Below are 25,512 nucleotides of genomic sequence, written 5' to 3'. Positions count from 1 at the left end.
CACCATGCCCGTCCTGCTCGAGTCGAACTCGGTCGACTTCGCATCCATCGTTCGACCCGGTGATACCGTCACCTGGGGCCAGGCGAACGCAGAGCCCCTTCCGCTCACACAAAAACTCCTCGAGCAACGGCACGGCATCGGTGCATTTCGAGTGTTTCTAGGCGCGAGCAGTTTCGATACGTGCCGTCCCGAGCACGCCGACCGCATCGAGTTCGTTTCGTACTGCGGCACCGGCGCGAACCGCGCGTTGGCCAAGGCTGGCGCGCTCGATATTCTTCCGTGCCACTACTCGCAGTTTCCGCAGATGATGGAATCGGGCCGGTTTCCGATCGACGTCCTGTTGCTGCAATTGGCGCCGCCCGATTCACAGGGCCGCTACAGCCTGTCCATCGCGCACGAGTATTTGATTCCGGCACTCGAGCACGCCCGGATCGTCGTGGCGGAGGTGAACGAGCAGGCGCCGTGGACATATGGCGAGCGATACCTTCGTGACGACGAGATCGACTTCATCCTGCCGACATCGCGCGCGTTACCCGAAACCTCTCATGGCGCGGCGAGCGCGGCGGAACTGGCCATTGCACAGCACACGGCAGCGCTGATCGAAGACGGCGCGACGATTCAGCTCGGCCTCGGCGCGCTCCCTGAAGCCATCCTTGGTCGCCTCACCGATCGTCGAAACCTCGGCATTCATTCCGGCACGATCGGGGACAAAGTCGCCGATCTCATGCAATGCGGCGTGATCACCAACGCGCACAAGACCATCGACACGGGCAAGACCGTTGCGGGCGTGATCATGGGCGGTCGTCGCATTCACGCGTTCGCGCACCGCAACGATGCCATCGAGTTTCGTTCGACCCGCTACACGCACGACCCGGACGTACTCGCAGGCATCGATCGCTTCGTCGCCATCAACTCGGCGGTCGAAGTCGATCTGAGCGGTCAGATCAATGCCGAAATTGCAGGAGGCATCTACGTCGGCGCGGTGGGCGGCGCACTGGATTTCCTTCGCGGCGCGCGGCGCTCCCGTGGCGGCGTTCCCGTCATCGCACTGCCCTCGATAGCCGGCAAGGGCGGCAGCCGAATCGTCGCGTCGTTGAATGGCCCGGTCAGCACACCACGCAGCGACGCCGGCATCGTCGTGACGGAATATGGCGTAGCCGACCTGCGCGGACTGACGTTGCGCCAACGGCGCGAGCGCATGCTGGCGATCGCGCATCCGGACCATCGCGGCGCGCTCGATCAGATGGCGGGCGTGCCGTCATCCAGTCGCGCCTGAACTGCGATGCTCGCCACCTGAATCAGCACCTCGAAACCACGCAAGGAAATTTCCATGAAACGCGCAGCCATTGTCTCCCCTGTACGAACGCCCGTCGGCGCCTTTGGCGGAAGCCTGCGCGGCGTATCCGTCGAAGCACTCGGAGCACTCGTTGCGAACGAAACCATCCGGCGAGCGGGACTCGATCCCGCCCGCATCGACGACGTCGTTTTCGCACAATCGTATGCGAACAGCGAAACGCCCTGCGTGGGCCGCTGGATCGCGTTGCAGGCAGGCCTTCCCGTGGAAGTGCCGGGCATGCAACTCGACCGGCGCTGTGGCGGCGGCCTGCAGGCACTGGCCACCGCCGCAATGATGGTCCAGACGGGCGCCGCCGACGTGGTTCTGGCGGGCGGCGTGGAAAGCATGAGCAATATCGAGTACTACAGTACGGACATGCGCTGGGGTGCCCGTTCGGGCTCCGTGCAGTTTCACGACCGCCTGGCACGCGGCCGCGAGCGCTCGCAGCCCGAATCGCGTTTCGGCTACATCTCGGGCATGATCGAAACGGCGGAAAATCTCGCCACCGACTACGGCATCAGCCGCGAAGCCGCAGACGAATTCGCACTGCACAGCCATCGGCGCGCGGCGGCAGCATGGGAGTCGGGCCGTATGGCCGACGAGGTCGTGTCCGTCACCGTTCCGCAGAAGAAAGGCGAGCCCCTCCTCTTCTCCAGAGATGAAGGATTCCGCGCCGACGCCAGCATGGAAAGCCTCGGCAAGCTTCGCGCGTTGATGCCGGGCGGCACCGTCACCGCGGGCAACTCCAGCCAGCAGAACGACGCCGCGGCTGCGTGCCTCGTCGTCTCGGAAGATCGCCTCGAAGCGCTAGGGCTCGAACCCATGGCGTGGTTCACCGGCTGGGCTGCCGCCGGCTGCGAGCCATCGCGCATGGGCATCGGACCCGTGCCTGCGGTCCAGAAGCTCATGGCACGCACCGGCCTGTCGCTCGACCAGATGGATCTCGTCGAAGTAAACGAAGCGTTCGCATGCCAGGTGCTGGCCGTTCTCAAAGGCTGGAACTGGCACGACACCGACCGGCTGAACGTGAACGGCTCCGGCATCTCGCTCGGCCACCCCATCGGCGCCACGGGCGTGCGCATCATGACGACGCTCCTGCACGAACTGACGCGTCGAAAGGGGCGTTATGCACTCGAGACCATGTGCATCGGCGGCGGCCAAGGTATTGCCGCCGTATTCGAGCGCGCCTGATTCCATGTGCCGCGGCGCACGGCATGACGCCGTGCGCGTGCCGGCATCCTCAGACCTCCACCTCGACCATCACGAAGTCGGCCTTCGTCGCGCCGCACTCGGGACACGCCCAGTCATCCGGTATGTCTTCCCAGCGAGTGCCGGGCGCAATGCCCTCCGCAGGAAGCCCCGCTGCCTCGTCGTAATAAAAACCGCAAAACATACATTGCCACTTTTTCATGATTGCTCCATGAATCGTTGAGATGGGGTTGGTTCAAGGCGCGACGTCCCAGGCGAGCGGCAGATAGAGCATGCCATTGACCGAGCCCGAGCCGCAGCGTGGCTTGTCGCCCTCGCGAATGTGAAAATCCGGAATGCGTTTGAGCCATTCCTGCAGGAACACCTTGATCTCCGTGCGCGCGAGAAACGAACCCGGGCAACGATGCGGCCCGTTTCCAAAAGCCGCATGGATCACCGGCTTGCGCGTGAGATCGACGGCAAGCGGGTTGCTGAACTTGCGGTCATCGAGGCCGTGCAAGGCGTTCGGCAACTGGATCTGGTCGCCCTTCCTGAACCGGATGCCCTTGTATTCCATGTCCTGCGTGATGAGCCGCGCCGTGTTCGCCACGCCAAAGCGACGGATCAATTCGTCGACCGACGAAACCATCAGTTCGGGATTTTCGATAAGTTGCCGCCGGTGTGCCGGATTTTCGGCGAGGAACCGCGCGATGAAGCCCATCATCGAAGCAACGGTATCCAGTCCACCGAACAGCACGACGATGAACATGCCGAACATGCGTTCCTGGCTGATCAGCTTGCCTTCGATCTGCGCGTTGGCGATGAGACTGACGAGATCGCCACCCGCATCCGCCTTTCGCTTTTCCACCCACGTGGAGATATAGCCGACGAGCGCGCGCTGAGAGTCGTTGCGTCGCTCGAAATCGCCGCGCACGGCCCATTCCGCCCACTCCAGCAACTGCTCGCGGTCGCTCACCGGAAGTTCGGCCAGACGCAGAAAAATAACGATCGGAAGAATCTTCGCGAACTCCGCGACAAACTCGCATTCGCCTCGTGGAGCAATCTTGTCGAGCAGTTCGACGGCCAGGCTACGCACGTCATTCTCCAGTGACGCGATAGCTTGCGGCAGGAAGGCCGGGGTGATCAGGTTGCGGTACGCGGTATGCTCGGGCGGATCGAGCTCGAGCGGCACGATTTGCATTTCGTTGTTCGGAGGGATGTTGACGTTGCGATGCGAGAAGCGGGTATGGTCCTTTTGCATCGCCTCGATGTCCTCGCCGCGCGTGGCGATCCAGTGGCCACCATAGTACGGCGACCAGACGATGTCGGGCCCGGCGTGCAGCGACTTCCATGCCAGATGAACATCGTCCTGTGCGCCGGGGGGGGCCATATAGTCAAAATCGACCACGAGTTCTCGCGGGACATGGTCCGGCACGGTCCAGTCTTTCGCACGATTCATCTTTGTGTCTCCTTCCATATCGACGACTTCGAGGGAATGAATCGTCACGCTCGGCGTCACCGAGCTGACGTTCATATTATGCAACATCGTTCAGTTTTGCTATTATACCGAGGTGAGCTTCTCATACATCAACGCCTGTATCGAACGGAGACAAAAGTGAGCGATTTCGTCAAGGACAAGGTGGTAGTGGTAACGGGTGCGGGTGCCGGCATCGGTCGCGATTTCGCGCTGCAATTCGCGGCGAACGGCGCCAAGGTCGTCGTCAACGACCTCGGGCGCAATGCCGAAACCGGCGAATTCGCCGCGAAGCGCGTCGTCGGGGAAATCAAGGAGGCCGGTGGGCAAGCCGTTGCCTCGACGGACAGCGTCGCCGAGTGGGATTCGGCGCAGAAGATCGTCCAGGCCGCGCTGGACACCTTCGGCCGCATCGACTGCGTGGTGAACAACGCCGGCATCGTGCGGGACCGCATGTTCTTCAATATGAGCCTCGACGAGTGGAAGGCAGTGGTCGACGTCCATCTGAATGGGTCGTTCTTTGTCGCACGTGCGGCAGCGCCGCATTTCAAGGCGCAGAGCGGCGGCAGCTTCGTGCATATGACTTCCACGTCGGGGCTGATCGGCAATCTCGGGCAGGCCAACTACTCGGCCGCCAAGATGGGTGTCGTCGGCTTGTCGAAGTCGATCGCGCTCGACATGGCGAAATTCAATGTACGCTCCAACTGCATCGCGCCGTGGGCCTGGACCGCGATGACGGCGTCGATCCCGTCGGAAACGCCCGAACAGAAAGCGCGTGTCGAGATCCTCAAGCGCATGGAATCGCGCAAGATTGCGCCGCTCGCGGTCTATCTCGCGTCCGATCAGGCCGCCAAGGTGTCGGGCCAGATTTTCGGCGTGCGCGCCAACGAGATCTACTTCTTCAACCAGATCCGCATGATCCGCTCGCTGCATCGCGACGGCGGCTGGACACCCGACGCGATCGCGGAGCAGGTCATGCCGGCGTTCGAATCGAGCTTCTTTCCGAACGTGCCTTCCATGGCGCTCACCCCGTGGGACCCGGTGTAAGTTCAGTCGGACCCTGCCCGCGTCGCCGTGTTCAGCGGTGGCGCAGGCGGTGCGGCGGCCGCTCGTCGCACCGCTTATCCCTCGGCCGAGCCGTGCGTGCCTTCGGTCAAACCGACAATACGTCTTGCCTTGAGCAGGACCGGCAAGTCCACCATCCGCCCGTCCACGGACACTGCCCCGCCTGCTGCACGTTCGTATGCGTCTACAATGCGTCGAGCCTTGGCAATTTCATCGGCGCTCGGGCTGAATGCCGCGTTGACCGCGGCAACCTGGCGCGGATGAATGCACAGCTTGCCGCCAAAACCCAGCGACCGTGCCTTCGAAGAGTCCATTGCAAGCTGCTGTTCGTCGTCGATCGCAACCGTCACGCCATCCACCGGGGATTGAATTCCCGCCACGCGCGAGGCCAGTACGATGCACGAACGCGCGTGCAGCAACGCGTCCCATGACCCGTCGCAGTCCAGATCGAGCTCGAAATCCACGGAGCCGAAAATGAGGCGCTCGACACCGGGCATACGCGCCACCTCCCGCGCGTTCCAGACGCCGGTCGCGGATTCGATGATCGGCCATGCGGGTTTCGCCGTCGCGGCCGCAACGGCTGCCAACGCAGCCGTATTCTCCGCCTTGGGCAACACGACGCCATCGATACCTTCCGACGCCGCAAGGGAGAGGTCATCATCGAACCACGGTGTTCCGGCGCCATTGATGCGCAACAGCACACGAACCGGTGACGCCAGGAACGTTCGCGCCGCATCGGCGACATGAGCGCGCGCGGTTGCTTTCTCCGCGTCCGCCACGGCGTCTTCGAGGTCCACGATCACCGCATCGGCCCCCGCCGCGACCGCCTTGGCGAATCGCTCGGGCCTGTTTCCCGGCACAAAAAGAAACGAACGCATAAATCTCCAGTTCAAAGGCCGGTCCACCCGCGATCAGACGCCTTGGCGGACCGGATTCGACCCATCACACGAGCATGGCCGCTGCTTGCATGCGCAACGATCCGTCGCTGCCTGCAATCCACAGGCTCACCTTGCCCGGCTCCGATTCGTCCCGCTTCCCGCAGACATAAAAGGGTGATGTGTCCAGCACGGGCTTGATCGCGCGGAACGAGAATGATCCGACCCGTGCACTCGGAATTTCGGCGCTCAGTGAATCCATCAGGAGCGTGGCGAGCAGCGGCCCGTGCACGACGAGCCCGTCATACCCCTCTTCTCCGATCGCGTACGGCCGATCGTAGTGAATGCGATGACCGTTCAGAGTAAGCGCGGAATATCGGAACAGCAGCACCGGATCAGGGATGACCTCGCGCGCCCATTGGGCATTTGCAGGCGCTGCCTGTGACGCCGCCGGCTTTTCGCCTGAGGCGGGATGATCGCGATACACGATATCCTGGCGTTCGACGACCGCGACGCCGGCCGCATCGCTGACCTCGTGCTTGACGTTGACGAACACGAGATCGCCGGTGCGTCCCTGCTTATGCTCGACGCGCTCGATGCGCGAAAGCCGCGTGATCGCGCTGCCTGCCTTCAGCGGCCGTAGAAACTCGAGTTGGCTACCCGCCCACATGCGGCGGGGTAAGTCGACCGGCGGGAGAAAGCCTCCACGCTTCGGATGGCCGTCCAGCCCGATCATCGACTGACGAGGCACGGGCAGGAAATAAAGCCAGTGCCACAACGGCGGCAGGTCGTCGCCGGGCGCAGCGGGTGGGTCATCGCGATCGAGCAAGGCGCCGAGCGCATTCATCGGCACAACGGTGACCTGGTCGTGCACTTGCTCCGTGCGTCCGGTCCATTGCTGCAAATGCGCGATATCGATGACCATGATGGCGCTCACTCCAGGTCCAGCGCTTCGCGAATTGCAATCGCAATCGGCAGCAGCGGGTCTTCTTCCGGTGTGGTCGGGTTGAACAGCTTGTTATGGCAAATCGCCACCGCGAGCCCCGTATCCGGGTCTGCCCAGCCGATCGAATTTCCCTGTCCTGGATGGCACAACGCGCGCGGCGAACGAACCGTTGTCACCGGTGGATGGTTGCCGCCGAACCAGAAGCCGCCGATCGTGATCGGTATCGGGAAGCCGAACATCACGGGGTCGGGCTCGTCGCTGTTCGCACGCGGCGTATTGAGCGTGGCCACGAGCTCCCTGGAGAGTATCCTCACACCGTCCAGCTCGCCGCCGCACGCAAGCATTGCCCAGAAGCGCGCTTCACTGCGCGCATTGAAGATCCCGCCGACGCCGGCCACTTCCGCACGCTGCACGTCAGGACGCTCGAACACCTGCGGGGTCAATGCGACCTGTTTCGGCATCGAGCGCAGGAACAGGGGCGGCAGGTATTCCGCAGGTACGGGCACCATTGCATCGGTCAGTCGTGCGATGCGTGATTCGACTTCATCGGGAATGCCGATCCACAAGTCAGCGATACCGAGCGGCTTCGCGATTTCCTCCTGGACGAAGCGGCCCAGCGAGCGTTTCTCCGGATCCGCGCGACTCACCAGCTCGCCAACGATCCAGCCGAACGTCATCGACAGGTAGAGCGTCTTCGTGCCAGGCTCGGCGAGGGGCTCCAGGTTCGCGATGGCGCGCGTCATCCATTGCCAGTCGCACATCAGTTCCGGCGTCACGCCTTCCGGCATCTGCGGAATGCACGCGCGGTGAGTCAGAACGTCACGTACCGTCGTTTTGTCCTTCCCGTGTGCGCCGTACTCGGGCCAATAGCGCGTCACCGGCGCATCGTATTCGATGAGCCCGCGATCCACTAGAATGTGCAGCGCGGTGGCGGCAACGGCCTTCGTCACCGAATAGACGTTGAAGAGCGTGTCGCCGTCAACGAGGCGTCCCGTGGACGGATCGGCCACGCCGCTCCATGCGTCGATGACGAGCTTGCCATTCAGATAGGCCGCCACCTGCACGCCGATCTCGCCGCCTTCACGCGTGGCGCGGTCGAGCGCTTGTTGAACAAGCGTATTGCGCTCGGATAATGCTTGCACTGCGAGGGTCATGTCGTGTCTCCCATTCATGAGTGTGTCGCTTCGGGGAACTAGGTGTTGCCGGACTGTGCGGCAATACCGGCCAGCCCCTCGAGCGCGAGCCCATAGCCCAGTTCGTCGACCATGCGACGCTTGAAAGGCTGAACAAAGACCGCGCGGGTATGACGCAAGGTGTCGATCGGCTTGGCCGCGAGGCCGCGAGCGATTTCCCAGGCGCGATCGAGCAGCGCTTCGTGCGCGACGATTTCGCCGACCACGCCGAGTTCCCACGCGCGTTGCGCCGTCATGCGTTCGCCCGTGAGCAGAAAATGGCGTGCGCGGTTATGGCCGATCAACATCGGCCATACGATCTGTACGCCATCCGCCGGCGCGACACCGTGAACGAAGTGCGCCTGATCGGAAATTTCAGCGTGGCTGGACGCAAGCACGATGTCGGACAGCACCAGCAGCTCGGCGTGAATGAGGGCCGGGCCGTTGATCGCGCCGATGACCGGAACCGGTACGTCCAGCAACCGCATGAGCAGGTCTTGTCCCTCGCGCTGCAGGCGCGACCAGATTTTCGCAAGCGGTTCCGACGGCAGCTCGGCGGCGTTCATGGAATCGCAGAATGTATCGCCGGTGCCCGTCAGGATCACTGCGCGATTTTCCAGGTCGCGTGCGATCTGATAAAACGCTTCGCCCAGCTGACTGTGAATGCTGCCGTCGAGCGCCCCCCACTTGAGCGGGCCTTCATCCGTGTGCAGGCGCACTTGCAGAACGCCATCGCGTCGCTCGAAATCGATGTTCGCAAAGCGCCTGCCGTAGTCCTCGAGGCGGCTCATCGCGCATCCTCCAGGATCAGGCCGGCGGCGCGCCACGCCATCGCCATCATGGGGCCGTTGGTATTGCCGGAAATCATCGTGGGCGTCACGGAGAGATCCATCACACGCAGGCCTTCCACGCCCCGCACGCGCAGCCGCGAATCAAGCACCGCAAGCGGATCGGAGCCCATCTTGCAGGTGCCGCAAGCGTGGTAGCCGGACTGCCCTTCGCGCCGGAAGAGGTCGATAATCTCCCCGTCGGTCTGAACGGCGAGACCGGGACGCGTCTCTCCTTCCAGCAGGCTCGCCAGCGGGTCGGCGGCCAGCACGTTGCGCATGAGCCGGAATGCGTTGACGGACATCCGCTGGTCGTACGCATCGGCCAGGTAGTTCGCAACGACTTCGGGCGGCAAGCGAGGGTCCGGCGACTGAATCTTTACGTGCCCCTCGCTGCGAGGACGCAGCGGATAGCTGAAGAGCTGCATGCCCGGGAACGTCTCGAAAGCGTAGCTTGCGGCGCCGAAATCCATCGAGAACGGCGCCATCATCAGTTGCACGTCCGGGCGCTTCGCGTCGGGCGCCGTCTTGACGAAGCCCCCTACCTGGTACGAGCCGAGCGACATCACCCCGCTGCGGAACAGGAAATACTGCATCGCGTTGCGCCACAGGCGCAGGCCGCTGAACTGCCGGTTCTGCGAATCGCGCCAATGCCGCAGACGCGCCTGCACCATATACAGATAGTGCTCGCGCATATTGAGCCCGACACCCGGATTCGCGGCCACGACCGGAATGCCAAGCGAGCGCAGATGATCGGGATCCCCGATGCCCGACAACTGCAAAAGCCGCGGCGATTCGATCGCGCCCGTCGACAGGACGACTTCGCGACCCGCGCGGTAAACGATCTGCTGTCCCGCGCTTTCACACTGCACGCCAACCGCGCGCGACCCGTCGAACACGATTCGTACGGCCTGGGTGGCGGTAACGACGGTGAGGTTCCTGCGCGAGCGAGCCGGTTTCAGAAAGGCCTCCGCCGAACTCTGCCGCTGCCCGTTGCGTATCGTGTAGATCAGATATGCCATCCCCTCGTGATCGAGACGATTGATATCCTCTACCCGCCGAATGCCGAGCGACCGGCACGCTTCAAGGACGGCGTCGCCGATACGATTGCGCTGCGCGTATGGCGACACTTTCAACGGCCCGCCCGCCCCTCGCAATTCATCCGCACCGAGCGCGTGATCTTCGAGCTGCCGGAAACACGGCGCCAGATTCTGCCAGCCCCATCCCTCGACGCCGAGCTTGGTCCATCCGTCGTAGTCCTCGGGATGTCCGCGCATGTAAACCATGCCGTTGATGCTGCTCGAGCCGCCGAGCATCTTGCCACGGAGCCAGATTTCATTTCGGTGCCCGTTCCCGTCGTCGGGCTGAACGGGAATGAACCAGGCATGGGCAGGATCGCCCAGCAGCTTTCCGAATCCCTTGGGCATTCGGATCAACGGACTACGGTCCTCCGGCCCTGCTTCGATCAGCAGCACCGTGTGTCGTCCGCTTTGCGAAAGACGATTGGCGAGCACGCAGCCTGCTGCGCCGGCGCCAACCACGATAAAGTCGAACTCCGTCATCAATGCGTTCTCCACCGTCCGTGCGCGCGGTGCAACTCGACGCGGGAGCTGCCCGGCGGCACTTGTCTTGTCGGTCGGCCTCGTGTGCTGCGTTCGAGGCCGGCTTGGGTCTGGTTAGCCGAAGACGACGGGAATCGAATGCGGAACACGCATCATGATGCCGTTGATCTCTGGAGCCGGCGCGCCCGGGTCGAGGCGAAGATTGGGCAAGCGATCGAGAATCGCGTTGAGCGCGCGCGTCATTTCCACGCGTGCGAGGTGCTGACCAATGCACACGTGAGGTCCATACGCGAACGCAAAATGCCGGTGTGCCGGTTTGCGATAGATATCGAACTTGTCCGGATCGGGGAAGCGGCTGGGATCGCGATTGGCGCTGCCTGCCACCACGTCGAGAAATGCGCCCGCGGGAATCTCGACGCCACCGAGCGTGACGTCGCGCGTTGCCATGCGGGACTGCATCAACACGGGGCCGTCCCAGCGCAACGCCTCTTCGATCGCCTGCGCGACCAGCGTGCGATCGTTACGCACCGCTTCTAGCTGCTCGGGGTTGCGCAGCAATGCGAGCAGCAGCACGCTGGTCGCGCGATAGGTCGTGTCGCCACCGGCATTGACGAGTTGGCGCAGGAAGGAAATCACGACTTCGTCGGGCAGCCGCTCCCCTTCGACTTCGGCGGTCGCCAGCATGCTGACGAGATCATCTCCGGGGGTGCGCCGACGATCATCGATCAGTTTAGCGAAATAAGCGCCGAGCTTGGTCGACGCTTCCATGCCATGCGCGACGTCGATCGACACCAGCGTCTGGGCGATCGCCAGCTTGTGGAAAATCTTCACGTCTTCCGGCGGCAAGGCCAACTGGCGGTAAATGATATTGAACGGATAGTGAAGCGTGAACTCATTGACGAGATCCGCGTGCCCCCGATCCACGAACTTGGACATCAGTTCGCTCACCACGGGATCGACGAGCGTATCGCCCCACGCCGCCACGGTGTGCGGCAGAAACGCTTTCTGAAAAATGCGGCGGTAGCGCGGGTGCTCGGGCGCGTCCATCGTCGAGATGCTGCGTCCGAAGCTGATGCCGAGATTACGCTCGTACGACTTGTTCGAGAACGTGGCGGGATCGCCCAACACGTGCGATACCTCGTCGTACCCGAATACGCAGTAATGCGCGACGTCGGACATCGTCAGGTCCGCCGCACCGCCCATCAACACGCGATAGTCCCCTTCCTGGACCGTGCCTTTTTCACGCAGCTCGGCAATGCGCGGATACGGGTTGATGTCGGATCCGTAAGCGAGCGAATCCTCGAAAAAGGGGTTGAATGTCGAATCATCGAAGTCTTCGAGTCGCAGCGCGCCAGCCATGGTTCCTGTCTCCATTAGTCGTTCGATTGCAGGTACCGGCATTGCCAAAAGTACCTATATTTGAACTATGTTCGCTTTTGCACGATTGTGCAAGAACGTTTTATCATTCTGTGGAAGGAACCCCGGCCCTGACGGGCTTGCACCCGCAACGAAAGGGAAACCATGTCATCGAGGAATAACCAGGCCGCCGCGGCCCCGGCGACCGATCACAAGGCGCCCCGCGCTTCGGCTCGCAACACAACGCCCGAGCGCATTCTCGATACGGCTGAAAGACTGTTTGCGACGCATGGTTACTTCGGTACGTCGATTCGCGACATCATGCAGACCTGCGGCATGGAGCTGAGCCTCGCGCGCTACCACTTCGGCAGCAAGGACGCCCTGTTCCAGCAGGCAATCGGCCGCCGCGCGGCCATGATCAGCCAGCAAGTGATCGAATCGCTGGAGGCGGCGCTCGCTTCAACGCAAGGCAAGCGGCCGGATGTGGAAGCAATCGTGACCGCGCTTTCGGCGCCCGCCTTCGCGCATCTGAAAAGCGGCGACCCCGGGTGGCGAAATTACCTGCGCCTGCTGACCCAAAGCGGTTGCCTGCTGGAGCGCCCGGATCTCACGGCGCCGTTCTACGACCAATACGCGCCAGCGGCCGCACGTTACCGCGGCGCCTTCGCGAAGGCGCTCCCTCGCGCCACACCGGAGACCGTCGAACTCGTGCAGCATTTCGTCGAGTCCGTGTTTCACCTGGTACTCAACGAGCTGTATGCAAAGGAGGCCCGATCCGGAACGCGCGCACTCTCGGCACAACATGTCGAACGCATGCGCACCTACTTGATCCGCTTCGCGGTTGGCGGCATCGAGGCGATGGCCAACTCGGCGGCAGACCAACCCGGGGCCTTGGACAGAGGCCGGCAGCGCGGGGTTGACGAGCATTGACAGTCGCGCCAACCATCGTTCACACTTTAGAACATCATTCACAATAACTGAGGCCGCGGCGAATGCGGCCATGCGAGACGGAGTTCGCCTTATGACAGCTGTAGACGCTGAAAACACCGCGCTGATTGTCGGGGCGGGTCACGCTGCGGGAGAATGCGCGACCGCGATCCGCGAGCAGGGCTGGACGGGGCGCATCGTGATGGTGGGCGAAGAATCGCATTTGCCGTACCAGCGCCCCCCCCTCTCCAAGGCGTTCCTGTCGGGCGAGTCGACCGCCGAGCAGCTCTATCTGAAACCACTTTCGACTTACGACAAGGCACGCGTCGAGTTCATCCCGAATACGCGTGTGGAGCGCATCGACCGTGATGCGAAACGGGTCGCCCTCTCCAACGGCAGCGAAATCAGCTACGCGAAACTCGTTCTGGCCACCGGTGGCCGCGCGCGGCGTCTCGCGTTGCCGGGCATCGAAGCCATCGAGAAGTTGCCGAACTTTCACTACCTTCGCACACTCGATCATGTCGTGCACATTCGGAACCAGTTTCATGCTGGCGCGCGGCTCGTGATCATTGGCGGCGGATATGTCGGCCTCGAAGTGGCTGCCGTGGCCGTGAAGCGCGGCCTGCACGTCACCGTGCTGGAGGCACTGCCGCGGGTGCTCGCACGGGTGACCGCGCCCGAGCTTTCCACCTTCTACGAGAACGTGCACCGCGAGGCGGGAGTCGACATCCGCACGGATGCGATCGTGAGCGGATTCGAACTCGACGCGTCCGGCGACGCCGTCGCCGCCGTGTGCTGCGCGGACGGTACGCGCGTAGCAGCGGATCTTGTCATCGTCGGCGTTGGGCTGGAGCCGGCCACCGAGCTCGCGCAGGCAGCAGGTCTCATGGTCGATAACGGCATCTTGGTCGACGAACATACTCGCACCTCCGATCCGGATATTTTCGCGGTCGGAGACTGCACCAACCACCCGAACCCGACACTTGGCCGGCGCCTGCGTCTCGAGTCCGTGCCGAACGCGCTTGAACAGGCCCGCACCGCGGCAGCGTCGTTGTGCGGCAAGGAGCGCATCTATGACAGCGTGCCATGGTTCTGGTCCGATCAATACGATCTGAAACTGAAGATGGTCGGCCTGTCGCACGGTTACGACGCGTTCGTACTGCGCGGCAGTCCGGAAACGCGTTCGTTTTCGGCGTTTTATCTTAAGGACGGCGTCATGCTGGCGGCCGATACCGTGAACCGCGCGCCCGAATTCATGCTTGCCAAGCGATTCGTTGCCGAGAAAATTCCGGTCAGCGCTGCCGATCTCGCAGACGATTCGATCCCGTTGAAGAGTCTGCTTCCCCAGTCCAACTAATTTTTCAGAGGTCCAGAAGCCATGCCGCTCATTCGATTCATCCAGCCGGACGGCAGCGAAGCCAGCGTAAGCGCCAACGTTGGCGACTCCGTCATGCAAACGGCCGTGAACAACCAGATTCCAGGCATTCTTGGCGATTGTGGCGGAAGTTGCAGTTGCGCGACCTGTCACGCCTACGTCGACGCAGCCTGGACTGGTCACATGCCGCCGGCCGAGCCCTACGAAGTCGATATGCTCACCTGCGCAATGGACGTGCGTGAAAACAGTCGTCTGACGTGCCAGATCTTCGTGACGCCGGAACTGGACGGCCTGGTGTTGCGTCTGCCCGGCGCGACAGCTTGAGCGTCATGAGCACGAATATACCCCGCACGACCCTGATCACCGGCGCCGCTTCCGGCATGGGCGCCGCGCTCTCACGGCATTTGACGGCACTCGGCGAACGGGTGATCGGCGTGGATTTGAGCAACGCGGATATTTGCGCCGATCTGGCCGACCCGTCGCAGCGCGCAACGCTCGTCGCGCGAGTGGAGCAGATCACGCCGGCGGTGGACGCGGTGGTCGCATGCGCGGGTGTATCTCCGCCGGTGGCCGGCGATACGCTCGTATCGGTCAACTATTTCGGCGTCGCCGATCTGCTGCCGCGACTGTTGCCGCTCCTGCATCGAGCAACGCAGCCGCGCGCGGTGGTGATCTCCTCGCTGGCGTCGATCCATCCCGTCGACACACGCCTCGTCGAGATGTGCCTCGATGGCGACGAATTGGCCGCTCGACAACAGGCCGCGAAAATCGGCGCGCTATGCTATGCATCGTCCAAACGCGCGCTGACGCAATGGATTCGACGCACGGCAGTGCTGTCCGGCTGGGCAGACCAGGGCGTATTGCTGAACGGGATCGCGCCTGGCGTCGTGAAGACCCCGATGGTCGCACCGCTGCTGGCCAGCGCCGAGGGCCGCGAGGCGCTCGCCGCCGGCGTCCCCACCACCGTGCGTGACTATGCAAGCGCCGAGCAGATTGTTCCGCTCCTTGCATTTCTCGCTGGCCCGGCCAGCGGCTATATGGTGGGCCAGGTTCCGTTCGTCGACGGCGGCGCCGATGTGCTCTTGCGCGGGGAAACCGCGCTGTAACACAGCTCGCTCGGACAAGGCGCCTACGGCGCCTTCGTCAGCGCGTCTATGGTTTGCTGTCCGCTCGTGCCCCAGAACTCCGCCCACGTCGGAAAGCCTTGCGGAAGGCGCGGCTGGTACCGGTCGCCTTCATATTTGCCTGGCCAGTTCTGGAAGCGCGGCGCGCCGGGGCGTGTGAGCCAGTCCGTCGAATACCAGTGCTGTTCCTCGCGGCGCTCGAAGTACCATTGCCCGTCGCGCCGCACGTAGTGGTCGAAATAGCAGATCGCCATCACCACCCATGAGCCGTTGTCCTCGTGCTCCGCGCGGCAATAGACGCTTCCCGCCGCGTGGTCCGCATCGATGAAGTCGACGGCATGGCCGCAGATCTGGTGAATGCTGCGATAAAAGCTTCGCAGAATATGCTCGGAATCGTAGAACGTCTTCAACGCCGCGCGACCCATGCCCCATCGGCCGCAATCGACGTCTTCGTCGAACAATTGCACAAGGCTGTCCAGATCACGCGAATCAACCGCAAGCGCGTATCGAATCGGCAGTTGCTGAATGGCGAGCTGGGCCTCGATACGTTCGATACGCGCAAGAAGACTGGAATCCGTCGTCATGACATCCCCTTCGCCGCGTTAGCCGCGGCGGCAGCACGCGCGCGAATTTCGTCGGCATGGTACGGCTGGTGTGAAAGCAGTCCGCCGTCGACGTTGAACACTTGCCCGGTCACGAACGCCGCTTCATCCGACGCGAGATACACGACGGCATGCGCAATGTCCTCGGGCACCCCGAGGCGGGGCGTGAGATGGTGGCTCAACATCATTTCGCCCAGCTCGCCGGCGTAGTACGCGCGCGTCACCGGCGTGACGATCAGGCCCGGAGCGATCGCGTTGCAGCGTATGCCCTCCTTGCCGTACTGCGCGGCGATATAGCGCGTCAGATTTTCAATCCCGGCCTTGCAGACGCCATACGCGCTGTACCCGAGCGCGCCCGCCTGAGCGGCGCCCGAAGACGTATTGATGATCGAGCCGCCGCCGCGTGAGCGCATGAGCGGCAGCGCGCGCCGTGAAGCCAGCATGGTGCCGCGAAGATTGATGCGCATCGTGTCGTCCCAGACGGCGACATCGATTGCCTCGATCGCCGCATCGGCCGTACTGGACAGCGACGTGGCCGCAGCGTTGTTGTGCAGGATATCGAGCCCGCCCCACGTCTTGAGCGTGAGGTCGAACAACGCTTCGATCGAGCATTCGTCGCCGATATCGACACGCGCCGCCACCGCGTGGCCCCCCGAATCCGCAATATGGCGAACCTGCTCTTGCGCGCCTTCCAGATTCAGGTCCGCCACGACCACCGATGCGCCTTCGTGCGCGAGCCTCGCCGCGCAGGCAGCGCCGATACCGGATGCGGCGCCCGTTACGATGGCGATCTTTCCCTTCACGCGTTGCACGGCCTGCCCTCCCGGATCACGCCTCTACCGGCTTCCCGTTGCTTGCCGCAACGCGGTCGAGATGAAAATCGATATCGCCGAACATCTTCTCCATCATCGTCATCTTGCGGAAGTAATGGCCAACCGGATATTCCTCGGTGAGCCCCATTCCTCCGTGCAACTGGATGCCCTGCGCGCAAACGAAGCGATTGGCGCGCGCGGCAACCGCCTTGGCCGCCGAGATGGCGCGGCTACGTTCGGCTGCGGGCCGGTCGAGATGGGCGATTCCGCAGTACAACATCGAGCGCGCCTCCTGCGTGGCGACGAACATCTCGGCCATGCGGTGCTGCAGCGCCTGAAACTTGCCGATGGGCTGTCCGAACTGCGAGCGTCCCTTGATGTACTCCGCGGTGATTGCCATCACTGCTTCCATCATGCCGAGGCTCTCGGCCACGCTTGCGAGAATGGCAAGATCCGTTGCGTGCGTGAGCACGTCCAGTGCGCGGTCTGATCCGGCGATCAACGCATCGGCGCCGACCTCGACGTTGTGCAGGTCGATATCCGCGGCACGCGAGCCGTCGAGCAGGCGATACGATCGGCATGTGACGCCCGCGGCGCGGCGGTCGACAAGAAAGACGCCTGCGCCTTGCGACGCGCCTTCCATTCGTGCGGTCACGAGTAGTTGATCCGCGGATTCACCGGCGATCACCAACGTCTTCGCGCCGCTGATCAGGTAACCCGCGGCCGTTTTGCGAGCATGGGTTCGTGCATGGCAACCGACTGTGTATCGACTACCCGCTTCGCTATCCGCAAGCGAAAGCAGCAGCTTGCCTTCGATGACAGCGGGAAGCAGCGTCTCGCGCGGCGTCTTTGCATCGCCCCGCTCGACGAGCGTGGCGCAAAGCAGCGCCGTTTGCACGACCGGCTCGAGCACCATGCCGCGGCCGAGGGCCTCCATCAGGATCGCCATTTCGACAAACGAGCACCCGAGGCCGCCGACGTCCTCCGGCAGGGTCAGTCCGAGCCAGCCCAGCTCGGCGTACGCGCGCCAATGGTCGCGACTGAAGCCCTCTTGCTGCGCCGCGATGTGTGCGCGCGCCTCGAATCCATACTCCTGTTGGACATAGCGCTCCGCGCCATCCTTCAGCATCAGTTGTTCTTCGGAGAAGTTGAAGTCCATGGCTACAGTCCAAATGCCAGTTTGGCAATGATGTTCTTCTGCACCTCTCGCGCGCCGCCATAAATGGTGGACGCGCGAGCGATGAGATAGCCCGACGTGCGGCCACCCACGTAATCTGGCCAGCTTTCATCGATCGCCAGGTCGCCATGCTCGTCGGCGTGGTCGTCGAAGCGCACCACGCGGGGGCCGAGCGCATCCATCTGGAGCTGCGTCACACGCTGCTGCATTTCCGAACCGCTGATCTTGAGCGCCGACACGACGGCATCGAGGTTCCGCTCGCTCTTCTCTTCGGCGAGGATCCGCAGCACGGACCACTCAAGCGCCATGAGATCCGCTTCGATATCCGCGGCCTTGCGCGCAAACGCGGGCGTATCGATCAGCCGTACGCCGTCGACCATCTCCTGCGCGGCAATGTCCTTCGCGCGTTGCAACTCCCGTTTGTTGAAATACAGAAAGGCGCTTGCCGTGCGCTCCTTGTCGAGCAGATACTTCGCATAGGTCCACCCCATGCCGGCTTCGCCCACGAGGTGCGCCTTCGGAACGCGCACGTTCTCCAGAAATACCTCGTTCAGCCCCTTGCCGCCCTCGATCGAGACGATCGGCCGCACCGTGATGCCCGGCGTGTCCATCTTGACGAGCAGAAACGAGATGCCGCGTTGCGGCTTGACGGTCGTATCGGTCTTGACGAGGAAAAACCCCCAATCGGCGATCGTCGCGTCGCTGGTCCAGATCTTCTGGCCGTTGACGACGTATTCGTCGCCATCGAGCACCGCTGTCGTCTTGAGACCGGCCAGGTCCGAACCAGCGTTCGGTTCCGAAAAGCCCTGACACCAGAATTCGTCGCCACGCAGAATGGGGGCGAGAAAGCGTTCCCTCTGCCAGTCCGACCCAAACGCGATGATGACGGGCGCCACCATCTGCGTGGATTGCCAGCCGTAGTCCATGGCATCGGCGTTGTACAGCTCTTCCATGAATATGTGCTTGCGCAGCGCGCTCCAGCCGGTGCCGCCATGCTCGACCGGCCAATGCGGTGCACCCCATCCACGTTCGTACAGAATTCGCTGCCACCGGCGAATGTCGTCGCGCGCGGGCGGATGCACCCCGACGCGCCACCTGCGTGAAATATCGGCTGGAGCGTGCTCCGTGAAGAACTGCCCCACTTCTCGACGAAATTCTTCGTCTTCCTTACTGTAATCAAAATGCATGACTTGCTCCTGAAACTCTTGCGAACGCATATACCGCCCCGCCGGCACCTCGCGGCGCGCTGCCTCCGTCTAGCGGCCCTTGAAAGCAGGCGCGCGTTTCTCCTTCGCCGCCAGCCGGCCCTCCGCCGCATCTTCCGAATTCACTGCAAGTGCCACCGCGTTCAGTTCCTGAGCCAGAAACTCTTCCATGCTGCCGGTATTCAACCGGAACAACTGCTTCGTCAGACCGATCGAAAAGGTCGGGCCGGCAGCCAGTTCACCGGCCAGCTTCACCGCTGCCGTTTCGAGATCCCCGTCGTCGACGAAGTGACTGGCGAGGCCCATGTCGAACGCCTCCTTGCCAGTCAGCCTGCGATTCAGGTACATGATCTCCTTGGCGCGGAATTCGCCGCAATGGCGAGCCAGCAGATGCACCATGCCGCCCTCGGGTAGCGTCGCGCGCATCAGGAATGCGGGAATGAACTGCGCCGAATCGGAGACGATCAGCTGGTCCGCACAAAGCGCGAAGCTCCATGCGATCCCGACTGCAACTCCGCGTACCGCCGCGACCATCGGCTTGTTCAGGTTGTACAGCCTTAGCGCGATCTTCTGATAGACCGCCATCGACGCACGCGCATGCGCGACACTCATCCGCGGCGGCGCGGCGCCGCTGCCCTTGATGTCGGCGCCCGCGCAAAAGGCGCGGCCCGCGCCCGTGAGAATGACGGCGCGAATCTCCGCGTCCTGCTCGATGCGGTCGAGATAGCCGAGAATCAGCTCCAGCATCTCCGGTGTCAGCGCATTGAGCTTCTCGGGGCGGTTCAGGCTCAGCGTCGCAATCGCGCCGTTCAATGTGAGTTCAACGTCCATAATGTTCCGATCTTCGTTCGAGTGCCGTTCGTCAGTCGCCACGTGCGTGCAGGCGGATCATTCCATCGCCGAAAGGCTCGTCGCGTCGCTTGAGGGCTTCCTTGAGACCCACGGCCTCCATATCCGCCTTGAACTGCGCGCGGCGCGGCCCCTGGCTCTGATGGGCCCTGGAGTCGTTCTCGACAGCGAGCCGCTGGAGCGTGCGCGAACCGGACAACTCGAGCCCCAGGTTGACGATGCGCTTGTTGGCCGCAAGCAGATCGGCGTCGACAAACGACAGCCGGCGCGCCAGTTCGCCCACCTCCGCCTCGAGCTGCTCCGCGGGCACCGCATCCATGACTAGACCGATCTTCGCCGCGTCGCGTCCAGTGAGCGAATCGCCGGAAAGCAGCAGACGCTTCGCCCACTGCGGGCCGACGTGATAGAACCACATGTGCGCGGGAGGAGAACCGTTGGCGCGCGTGGCGGGAAAGCCGATTCTGGCGTTGTCTGCCGCGATCACCATGTCGCACGCAAGCGCGAGATCCGTTCCGCCTGCAAGGCAGTTGCCGTGAACCTGCGCGATGATCGGCTTGTGGATATCGGCCATCAGATTGACCGTCTCCGCCTGCCGCTCCATCGACCAGCAATCATCGTCGAAACTGCGAGTCGTGCCGCGATACTCGCCCGGATCGACGGCTTCCGCTGCCCGGTCCGTATATGTCGTCACGAGGTCGTACCCCGCACAGAAGTCGCGGCCCGCGCCCGCAAGCACGATTACGTTGACCGATTTCAGGTCGTCAGCCTCGAGCAACGCTGCCTTGAGTTCCTGCAGAAGCGGATTGTTGATGGCGTTGCGCTTGTCCGGGCGATTCAGCGTGATGCGCGCAACGCGCTCGGCGACGTCGAACTGAACGCACTCCGTACTCTTGAGCCATTTGGCCATGGTGAATTCTCTGTGATTGACGCGATTCCCGGTTCATCAGGCAAACTGCTTGCGCAGCATCACCTTGCTTATCTTTCCGGTTGGCAACCTCGGCAGTTCGTCGACGAACGCGATGGACTTCGGGCACTTGTAGCTCGCGATCAGCGCACGACAAAATTCGATCAGTTGTGCTTCGCTTGCTTGCTCGCCCCGGCGCAGCACGACGATTGCCTTCACGCATTCGCCCCACTGCGCATGCGGAACGCCGATCACGGCCACATCCACTACGGCCGGATGCTGCACCAGTACATCCTCGACTTCACGGCTGTAGATGTTTTCGCCGCCCGAAATGATCATGTCCTTTTTTCGATCGACGAGGAAAATGTAGCCGTCCTTGTCCTGGTAGCCCATGTCACCGGAGCGATACCAGCCGTCGCGCAGCGCTTCCACCGTCGCGACGCTGTTGTTCCAGTAGCCGCTCAGTTGCGTTTTCGAGCGCAGCCATACCTCGCCCGTCTGGCCTTGAGGCAATTCGTTGCCGTGGTCGTCGACGATCCGCAGATCGATACCGGGGCATGGCCGTCCGACCGATGCGAGGCGCCGGACCTCCTCCGGCGAACCATGCGGCTTTACCTCGTGAGCGGGCAACCAGCATGCGTTGCTTTCGGTCATTCCGTACTGGACGGAAAACACCGGGCCTAACGCATCAATGCCACGGGCCAGCAGCGGCGGCGGCACAGGGGCGGCCGCCGTGACGATGTTCTCGATGCTCGATACGTCGTAGGTCGACAGTTCCGGCACGTCGAGCACCGCCTGCAGCATGGCAGCCACCATGAACGTGAAGGTGATGCGCTCTTGCGCGATCGTCTCGAGCATCTGCTTGGGCTCGAAGCCGCGATGTACGACCGTCGTACCGCCCATCCATGCCACCGAATTGACGAAGCCGATGCCTCCGACATGGAACGCAGGTGTGGTTTGCAGCACGCGCGTGTTGCCTGAAAATTCCGAGACGAGCGCGCAGCTTTCGGCGGTCACGCACATCGCCTGCTGCGTGCGAACAACGCCCTTGGGGCGCCCCGTGGTACCGCTCGTGTACATCAGATACGCGTAGTCTTCAGGATTCGAGCGAATAGGCGGCCCTTCAACGGAACCCGCTTCCATGACCGCCTCGAATGAAACGGCCCATGCCGGCGTGTCGCCGATGCAGATGTACTGCTCGATTCCCGGCAATTGGGCTCGCAGCCCATCCACGACGGTGGCATACTGCGCCTCGAAGACGAGCGCCTTGGGTGCCGCATCCTGGAGGATATAAAGAATCTCCGCGGGCGCAAGCCGGAAATTGACGGTGGCCAGAATGAAGCCTGCCCACTCGCATGCCCGGTAAGTCTCATAGTACTCGGCGCAATTCATCGCGAGGATGGCGACCCGGTCCTGCCGCCGCAGGCCGTGCTCATACAGCGCGCCTGACAAGCGGCGCGCGCGCTCTGCCAGCTGAGCGTGCGTCGAGCGACGCTCGGCGTACACGAGCGCCGTGTGGTCGCCATGCAAGCGAGCGTTTCGCTCGATCATCTCGCCAAGGGTTCTCATCTCAGTCCCGCCGTTGTTTTGTCATATCGAATCTTCAGCCTGCGAGCGTCTGCGGATCGGCCAGCACGGTCCCGATGAAAGCGGTGAAGCGTGCCGCATCGGCTCCGTTGATGACGCGATGATCGTAGCTCAGCGAGAGCGGAAGCATCTTGCGCCAGCTGATCCCGCCGTCCTCTGCCGGCGCCGCCGCCAACCGCGCTTTGGTCACGCCGAGAATCGCTACCTCGGGCGCATTGACGATAGGCGTGAAGCCGGTACCCCCGAAGCCGCCGAGCGAGCTGATCGAAAAGCAGCCGCCTGACATTTCGGCCATCGAAAGGCCTTTTTCGCGTGCCTTTTGAGAAATCGCCGCGAGCTCGACCGCGAGTTCCTCGACGCTTTTCTTGTCGCAATCGCGCAGCACGGGCACGAGCAGCCCATGGCGGGTATCGACCGCGACCCCGATGTGGAAATACTTCTTGAGAACGATGTTCTTGCCGTCCCCATCGAGCGATGCATTGAATTGAGGAAAAGCCTGCAACGCTCGAACCACGGCCTTGATCAGAAGGACGAGCGGTGTGAGCTTCACGGCCGGGTTCGCGTCGTTGCGCGCGCTGCGCCAGGTTTCAACCGACGTGATATCCACGTCGTCGTGGTGCGTCACATGCGGAATCGTCAGCCAGTTGCGCGACAGGAAAGCCCCAGTGAGCTTCTGGATACGGGAAACCGGCTTGACCTCGACCTCACCGAATTCGGCGAAGTCGACCTGCGGCCAGGGCGGCAGGTTCGCACCGAACGCGGGCGTCGCGGTTTCGACTGGCCCGGCATTCGCATTGGCCTGCGGCCGGTTGGCGGATTCGATACTCATCGCGGATGCCCCTTCAAAGAGCCTTTGGATACTGGACGGCTTGCAGCCAATCAGACGATTTCCGCCAGCAGCGTGCCGACGGGATACACTTCGCCAACATGCGCGACGATACGCAGCGTGCCCGACGCCGGCGACTCGACCTCCTGAATCGACTTGTCGCTCTCCAACGCGTAGATAACTTGTCCTTCATTCACGGTAGCACCGTCTTCGGCCAACCATTCGGCCAGCGTGCCTTCGTTCATCGAAAAACCCAGTTTGGGAAGCAGAACTTGTGTGGTCATGGCCTTGCTCGATTGATGTTAAGAATTCGGTGAGGGGCGCGCCGCTGCTAGTCAAGCGTGGCGCGAACCGCCGCTTCGATGTCGGTCACGCTGGGAACGAACGCGTCTTCGAGCGGCTTCGAGAACGGCACGGGGCAGAATCGCGCACCCACTCGCTGCACCGGCGCCTTCAGTTCCCGGAACAGGGCTTCGTAAATGCGCGATGCGATTTCCGCGCCCACGCCGAACGGTTTCACCGCTTCATGCACGACGACCGCGCGCCGGGTCTTCGCCACCGACGTCAGGATCGTTTCGGTATCCAGCGGAGAAACCGTGCGCAAATCGATGACTTCACAGGAAATGCCGTCCTTCGCGAGCGCATCCGCGGCAACCATGGCGTCTTGCACCCGGCGGCTGTAGCTGATCACGGTCACGTCGGTGCCTGCGCGTACCACGTTGGCCTTGCCAAGCGGAATCGCCACGCCGCGCTCCGGCGCAGTTCCCGGATTCCAGTAGGACGGCATGTTTTCGATGAAAAGGCACGGGTCGTCGTCCCGGATACAGGACAGCATCAGCCCATAGGCATCGGCAGGGTTGGAAGGCGCGACGACCTTGATGCCGGCAACGTGCGCGAACCATGCCTCCAGGTAATCGGCGTGCTGGCCGCCCGTGCCGAATCCCGCCCCCGTCATCGTGCGGATGACGATCGGCACGTGGGTCTGCCCGCCCGACATGAAGCGCAACTTCGCGGCGTGATTGACGATCATGTCCATCGCCACCGTCGTGAAGTTCATCAGCATGATTTCGGCAACGGGACGCATGCCGACCATCGACGCACCGATCGCCGCGCCGACGATGGCCTGCTCCGAGATCGGCGTCGAACGCACGCGCGACGTGCCGTATTTCGAAGATAGTCCCTTCGTCACGCCGACGATGCCGCCTTCCTGGCCGTCGGCGACGTCCTCACCCAGCACGATAACGTTGTCATCGGCGCCCATGGCGTCGTCGAGCGCCAGATTGACGGCCTGGATGGTGTTGATGTTCGTGGGTGCCTGGCTCATGCAATCACCTCGTCCTTGAAGATGTCGCGCCCCAGTTCCGCCACATCGGGATATGCACTCGACAACGCGAATTCGACAGCCGCATCGATTCGCGCGTCGTGGTCGGATTCCATCGCGGCCAGTGTCTCTTCCGTCGCATGTTTCGCGTCGATGAGCCACTGCCGGAAGAGCGGCACCGGGTCCCTGGCGACCCAGGCCGCTTTTTCGTGCTCGTCCATGTACGCGTCGGGATCCCCGAACACGTGCCCGTGGAAGCGGAAGGTGTTCGCTTCGATGAGCGTCGGGCCGCCGCCGTTTCGCGCACGATCGACGGCGTCGCGTGCCGCCTTGTGCATCGCAATCGGATCGTTGCCGTTGACGGTGACGCCCGGCATTTGATACGCGACCGCGCGCTGCGCGATGTTCGCCACCGACGTGCCATACGCGTACTTGGTGTGCTCCGCATAGCCGTTGTTCTGGCACACGAAGATGACGGGCAGTTTCCAGACGGACGCCATGTTCAGCGATTCGTGAAATGCGCCGATATTCGACGCGCCGTCACCGAAATAGGCCACCGCGACCCGCGGCTCGCCACGAATCTGCGCGGCCAGCGCGAGACCATTCGCGATCGGCATCGAGCTGCCCACGATGCCCGTGGTCACCATGACACCGGAGGCGGGATGGGTGACGTGCATCGGGCCGCCCTTGCCCTTGCAGGTGCCCGTCACGCGGCCGGCGAGCTCCGCCCAGAGTTCGTTGAGCGGCACGCCCTTGGCGATCATGTCGTGCACGCCGCGGTAGATCGTGCAGATGTAATCGTCGTCGGTGAGGCACACCGACATCGCGGACGGGATCACCTCCTGGCCGCGCGGCGAGTAGTAAGGCATGACCAGCTTGCCGGACTTGATGACGGCACGAAAGCGCTCATCGTTCTGCTTGATGAGTGCCATGCGCCGGTATATGTCGACCAGGACTTCACTGCTGGGCGGCTGATAGGCATTCATTCGACTCTCTCCTGTC

General features: G+C 62.9%; 26 protein-coding genes. 7 read left to right on the top strand and 19 right to left on the bottom strand.

Annotated features, from left to right (window positions below):
- The first annotated feature begins 4 nt into the window (after positions 1 to 4).
- Positions 5 to 1,276 (top strand): acetyl-CoA hydrolase/transferase family protein, encoded by a 1,272-nt coding sequence (locus tag KR541_RS30950; protein ID WP_012337364.1) that lies wholly within the window; start codon positions 5 to 7, stop codon positions 1,274 to 1,276.
- Between the two features lie 54 nt (positions 1,277 to 1,330).
- Positions 1,331 to 2,527, top strand: a complete 1,197-nt coding sequence (locus KR541_RS30945; protein WP_012337363.1) for an acetyl-CoA C-acetyltransferase — start codon at positions 1,331 to 1,333, stop codon at positions 2,525 to 2,527.
- Between the two features lie 49 nt (positions 2,528 to 2,576).
- Here KR541_RS30945 and KR541_RS30940 read toward each other — a convergent pair whose 3' ends face one another.
- Complete coding sequence (locus KR541_RS30940; protein WP_012337362.1) at positions 2,577 to 2,747, bottom strand: rubredoxin; 171 nt, start codon at positions 2,745 to 2,747, stop codon at positions 2,577 to 2,579.
- 33 nt (positions 2,748 to 2,780) lie between these two features.
- Positions 2,781 to 3,983, bottom strand: a complete 1,203-nt coding sequence (locus tag KR541_RS30935; protein ID WP_041492367.1) for a cytochrome P450 — start codon at positions 3,981 to 3,983, stop codon at positions 2,781 to 2,783.
- A 156-nt stretch (positions 3,984 to 4,139) separates the two neighbouring features.
- On the opposite strand from KR541_RS30935, the gene KR541_RS30930 reads away from it, so the two are divergent.
- A complete protein-coding gene (locus KR541_RS30930) occupies positions 4,140 to 5,045 on the top strand; it encodes an SDR family NAD(P)-dependent oxidoreductase (protein WP_050016556.1) in 906 nt (301 codons plus the stop codon).
- A 74-nt stretch (positions 5,046 to 5,119) separates the two neighbouring features.
- Here KR541_RS30930 and KR541_RS30925 read toward each other — a convergent pair whose 3' ends face one another.
- From KR541_RS30925 to KR541_RS30900, 6 genes are all read right to left on the bottom strand, one after another.
- On the bottom strand, positions 5,120 to 5,941 hold the full coding sequence (locus tag KR541_RS30925) for an HpcH/HpaI aldolase/citrate lyase family protein (protein WP_050016554.1): 822 nt from the start codon (positions 5,939 to 5,941) through the stop codon (positions 5,120 to 5,122).
- A gap of 64 nt (positions 5,942 to 6,005) precedes the next feature.
- Positions 6,006 to 6,863 (bottom strand): HTD2 family dehydratase, encoded by an 858-nt coding sequence (locus KR541_RS30920; protein WP_012337358.1) that lies wholly within the window; start codon positions 6,861 to 6,863, stop codon positions 6,006 to 6,008.
- An 8-nt stretch (positions 6,864 to 6,871) separates the two neighbouring features.
- Complete coding sequence (locus KR541_RS30915; RefSeq protein ID WP_012337357.1) at positions 6,872 to 8,038, bottom strand: EstA family serine hydrolase; 1,167 nt, start codon at positions 8,036 to 8,038, stop codon at positions 6,872 to 6,874.
- Positions 8,039 to 8,076: 38 nt separating this feature from the next.
- The gene (locus tag KR541_RS30910; protein WP_050016552.1) at positions 8,077 to 8,847 is read right to left on the bottom strand and encodes an enoyl-CoA hydratase/isomerase family protein; all 771 of its coding nucleotides are present in this window, start codon (positions 8,845 to 8,847) and stop codon (positions 8,077 to 8,079) included.
- Positions 8,844 to 10,445 (bottom strand): GMC family oxidoreductase, encoded by a 1,602-nt coding sequence (locus tag KR541_RS30905; protein ID WP_050016550.1) that lies wholly within the window; start codon positions 10,443 to 10,445, stop codon positions 8,844 to 8,846. Before KR541_RS30905 ends, KR541_RS30910 begins: the two co-directional genes overlap by 4 nt.
- Positions 10,446 to 10,559: 114 nt before the next feature.
- On the bottom strand, positions 10,560 to 11,804 hold the full coding sequence (locus KR541_RS30900) for a cytochrome P450 (protein ID WP_012337354.1): 1,245 nt from the start codon (positions 11,802 to 11,804) through the stop codon (positions 10,560 to 10,562).
- A 162-nt stretch (positions 11,805 to 11,966) separates the two neighbouring features.
- Between KR541_RS30900 and KR541_RS30895 the strand changes: the two genes are divergently transcribed.
- The 4 genes from KR541_RS30895 to KR541_RS30880 all read left to right on the top strand — a co-directional run bounded on the left by KR541_RS30895 (position 11,967) and on the right by KR541_RS30880 (position 15,209).
- Complete coding sequence (locus KR541_RS30895) at positions 11,967 to 12,731, top strand: TetR/AcrR family transcriptional regulator (protein WP_012337353.1); 765 nt, start codon at positions 11,967 to 11,969, stop codon at positions 12,729 to 12,731.
- 91 nt (positions 12,732 to 12,822) lie between these two features.
- Positions 12,823 to 14,085, top strand: coding sequence for an NAD(P)/FAD-dependent oxidoreductase (locus KR541_RS30890; RefSeq protein ID WP_012337352.1), 1,263 nt, complete (start codon positions 12,823 to 12,825; stop codon positions 14,083 to 14,085).
- A 21-nt stretch (positions 14,086 to 14,106) separates the two neighbouring features.
- On the top strand, positions 14,107 to 14,427 hold the full coding sequence (locus KR541_RS30885) for a 2Fe-2S iron-sulfur cluster-binding protein (RefSeq protein ID WP_012337351.1): 321 nt from the start codon (positions 14,107 to 14,109) through the stop codon (positions 14,425 to 14,427).
- 5 nt (positions 14,428 to 14,432) lie between these two features.
- The gene (locus KR541_RS30880) at positions 14,433 to 15,209 is read left to right on the top strand and encodes an SDR family oxidoreductase (protein WP_050016548.1); all 777 of its coding nucleotides are present in this window, start codon (positions 14,433 to 14,435) and stop codon (positions 15,207 to 15,209) included.
- Between the two features lie 23 nt (positions 15,210 to 15,232).
- Here KR541_RS30880 and KR541_RS30875 read toward each other — a convergent pair whose 3' ends face one another.
- The 11 genes from KR541_RS30875 to KR541_RS30825 all read right to left on the bottom strand — a co-directional run bounded on the left by KR541_RS30875 (position 15,233) and on the right by KR541_RS30825 (position 25,496).
- Complete coding sequence (locus KR541_RS30875; RefSeq protein WP_012337349.1) at positions 15,233 to 15,811, bottom strand: nuclear transport factor 2 family protein; 579 nt, start codon at positions 15,809 to 15,811, stop codon at positions 15,233 to 15,235.
- Positions 15,808 to 16,641 carry an SDR family oxidoreductase gene (locus tag KR541_RS30870; protein WP_012337348.1) on the bottom strand — a complete coding sequence of 278 codons (834 nt, stop codon included), beginning with the start codon at positions 16,639 to 16,641 and terminating at the stop codon, positions 15,808 to 15,810. Before KR541_RS30870 ends, KR541_RS30875 begins: the two co-directional genes overlap by 4 nt.
- Positions 16,642 to 16,657: 16 nt before the next feature.
- Entirely contained in the window at positions 16,658 to 17,800 is a 1,143-nt protein-coding gene (locus KR541_RS30865) for an acyl-CoA dehydrogenase family protein (protein ID WP_012337347.1), read from the bottom strand.
- Between the two features lie 2 nt (positions 17,801 to 17,802).
- A complete protein-coding gene (locus KR541_RS30860; RefSeq protein ID WP_050016547.1) occupies positions 17,803 to 19,005 on the bottom strand; it encodes an acyl-CoA dehydrogenase family protein in 1,203 nt (400 codons plus the stop codon).
- A 69-nt stretch (positions 19,006 to 19,074) separates the two neighbouring features.
- The gene (locus tag KR541_RS30855) at positions 19,075 to 19,896 is read right to left on the bottom strand and encodes an enoyl-CoA hydratase/isomerase family protein (RefSeq protein ID WP_235356270.1); all 822 of its coding nucleotides are present in this window, start codon (positions 19,894 to 19,896) and stop codon (positions 19,075 to 19,077) included.
- The gene (locus tag KR541_RS30850; RefSeq protein ID WP_050016545.1) at positions 19,886 to 20,779 is read right to left on the bottom strand and encodes a crotonase/enoyl-CoA hydratase family protein; all 894 of its coding nucleotides are present in this window, start codon (positions 20,777 to 20,779) and stop codon (positions 19,886 to 19,888) included. The genes KR541_RS30855 and KR541_RS30850 overlap by 11 nt, the downstream gene beginning before the upstream one ends.
- 36 nt (positions 20,780 to 20,815) lie before the next feature.
- The gene (locus KR541_RS30845; RefSeq protein ID WP_050016543.1) at positions 20,816 to 22,345 is read right to left on the bottom strand and encodes a class I adenylate-forming enzyme family protein; all 1,530 of its coding nucleotides are present in this window, start codon (positions 22,343 to 22,345) and stop codon (positions 20,816 to 20,818) included.
- 34 nt (positions 22,346 to 22,379) lie between these two features.
- Positions 22,380 to 23,192, bottom strand: coding sequence for a 2-oxo acid dehydrogenase subunit E2 (locus KR541_RS30840; protein ID WP_050016541.1), 813 nt, complete (start codon positions 23,190 to 23,192; stop codon positions 22,380 to 22,382).
- A gap of 50 nt (positions 23,193 to 23,242) precedes the next feature.
- Positions 23,243 to 23,473, bottom strand: a complete 231-nt coding sequence (locus tag KR541_RS30835) for a biotin/lipoyl-containing protein (protein WP_050016539.1) — start codon at positions 23,471 to 23,473, stop codon at positions 23,243 to 23,245.
- A gap of 47 nt (positions 23,474 to 23,520) precedes the next feature.
- Positions 23,521 to 24,513 carry an alpha-ketoacid dehydrogenase subunit beta gene (locus tag KR541_RS30830; protein WP_012337340.1) on the bottom strand — a complete coding sequence of 331 codons (993 nt, stop codon included), beginning with the start codon at positions 24,511 to 24,513 and terminating at the stop codon, positions 23,521 to 23,523.
- On the bottom strand, positions 24,510 to 25,496 hold the full coding sequence (locus KR541_RS30825; protein ID WP_012337339.1) for a thiamine pyrophosphate-dependent dehydrogenase E1 component subunit alpha: 987 nt from the start codon (positions 25,494 to 25,496) through the stop codon (positions 24,510 to 24,512). The genes KR541_RS30830 and KR541_RS30825 overlap by 4 nt, the downstream gene beginning before the upstream one ends.
- Positions 25,497 to 25,512: the final 16 nt, after the last annotated feature.

The organism is Burkholderia sola (genome assembly GCF_905400185.1).
Taxonomy (GTDB): Bacteria; Pseudomonadota; Gammaproteobacteria; order Burkholderiales; family Burkholderiaceae; genus Burkholderia; species Burkholderia sola.
The sequence above is the reverse complement of the archived record's forward strand: the minus strand, read 5'-3'. Positions and strand labels throughout refer to the sequence as shown.

Coding starts and splice junctions, on each gene's coding strand:
- KR541_RS30950 (WP_012337364.1), top strand. CDS start 5: ATGCCCGTCCTGCTCGAGTCGAACTCGGTCGACTTCGCATCCATCGTT.
- KR541_RS30945 (WP_012337363.1), top strand. CDS start 1,331: ATGAAACGCGCAGCCATTGTCTCCCCTGTACGAACGCCCGTCGGCGCC.
- KR541_RS30940 (WP_012337362.1), bottom strand. CDS start 2,747: ATGAAAAAGTGGCAATGTATGTTTTGCGGTTTTTATTACGACGAGGCA.
- KR541_RS30935 (WP_041492367.1), bottom strand. CDS start 3,983: ATGAATCGTGCGAAAGACTGGACCGTGCCGGACCATGTCCCGCGAGAA.
- KR541_RS30925 (WP_050016554.1), bottom strand. CDS start 5,941: ATGCGTTCGTTTCTTTTTGTGCCGGGAAACAGGCCCGAGCGATTCGCC.
- KR541_RS30920 (WP_012337358.1), bottom strand. CDS start 6,863: ATGGTCATCGATATCGCGCATTTGCAGCAATGGACCGGACGCACGGAG.
- KR541_RS30915 (WP_012337357.1), bottom strand. CDS start 8,038: ATGACCCTCGCAGTGCAAGCATTATCCGAGCGCAATACGCTTGTTCAA.
- KR541_RS30910 (WP_050016552.1), bottom strand. CDS start 8,847: ATGAGCCGCCTCGAGGACTACGGCAGGCGCTTTGCGAACATCGATTTC.
- KR541_RS30905 (WP_050016550.1), bottom strand. CDS start 10,445: ATGACGGAGTTCGACTTTATCGTGGTTGGCGCCGGCGCAGCAGGCTGC.
- KR541_RS30900 (WP_012337354.1), bottom strand. CDS start 11,804: ATGGCTGGCGCGCTGCGACTCGAAGACTTCGATGATTCGACATTCAAC.
- KR541_RS30895 (WP_012337353.1), top strand. CDS start 11,967: ATGTCATCGAGGAATAACCAGGCCGCCGCGGCCCCGGCGACCGATCAC.
- KR541_RS30890 (WP_012337352.1), top strand. CDS start 12,823: ATGACAGCTGTAGACGCTGAAAACACCGCGCTGATTGTCGGGGCGGGT.
- KR541_RS30885 (WP_012337351.1), top strand. CDS start 14,107: ATGCCGCTCATTCGATTCATCCAGCCGGACGGCAGCGAAGCCAGCGTA.
- KR541_RS30880 (WP_050016548.1), top strand. CDS start 14,433: ATGAGCACGAATATACCCCGCACGACCCTGATCACCGGCGCCGCTTCC.
- KR541_RS30875 (WP_012337349.1), bottom strand. CDS start 15,811: ATGACGACGGATTCCAGTCTTCTTGCGCGTATCGAACGTATCGAGGCC.
- KR541_RS30865 (WP_012337347.1), bottom strand. CDS start 17,800: ATGGACTTCAACTTCTCCGAAGAACAACTGATGCTGAAGGATGGCGCG.
- KR541_RS30860 (WP_050016547.1), bottom strand. CDS start 19,005: ATGCATTTTGATTACAGTAAGGAAGACGAAGAATTTCGTCGAGAAGTG.
- KR541_RS30850 (WP_050016545.1), bottom strand. CDS start 20,779: ATGGCCAAATGGCTCAAGAGTACGGAGTGCGTTCAGTTCGACGTCGCC.
- KR541_RS30845 (WP_050016543.1), bottom strand. CDS start 22,345: ATGAGAACCCTTGGCGAGATGATCGAGCGAAACGCTCGCTTGCATGGC.
- KR541_RS30840 (WP_050016541.1), bottom strand. CDS start 23,192: ATGAGTATCGAATCCGCCAACCGGCCGCAGGCCAATGCGAATGCCGGG.
- KR541_RS30835 (WP_050016539.1), bottom strand. CDS start 23,473: ATGACCACACAAGTTCTGCTTCCCAAACTGGGTTTTTCGATGAACGAA.
- KR541_RS30830 (WP_012337340.1), bottom strand. CDS start 24,513: ATGAGCCAGGCACCCACGAACATCAACACCATCCAGGCCGTCAATCTG.
- KR541_RS30825 (WP_012337339.1), bottom strand. CDS start 25,496: ATGAATGCCTATCAGCCGCCCAGCAGTGAAGTCCTGGTCGACATATAC.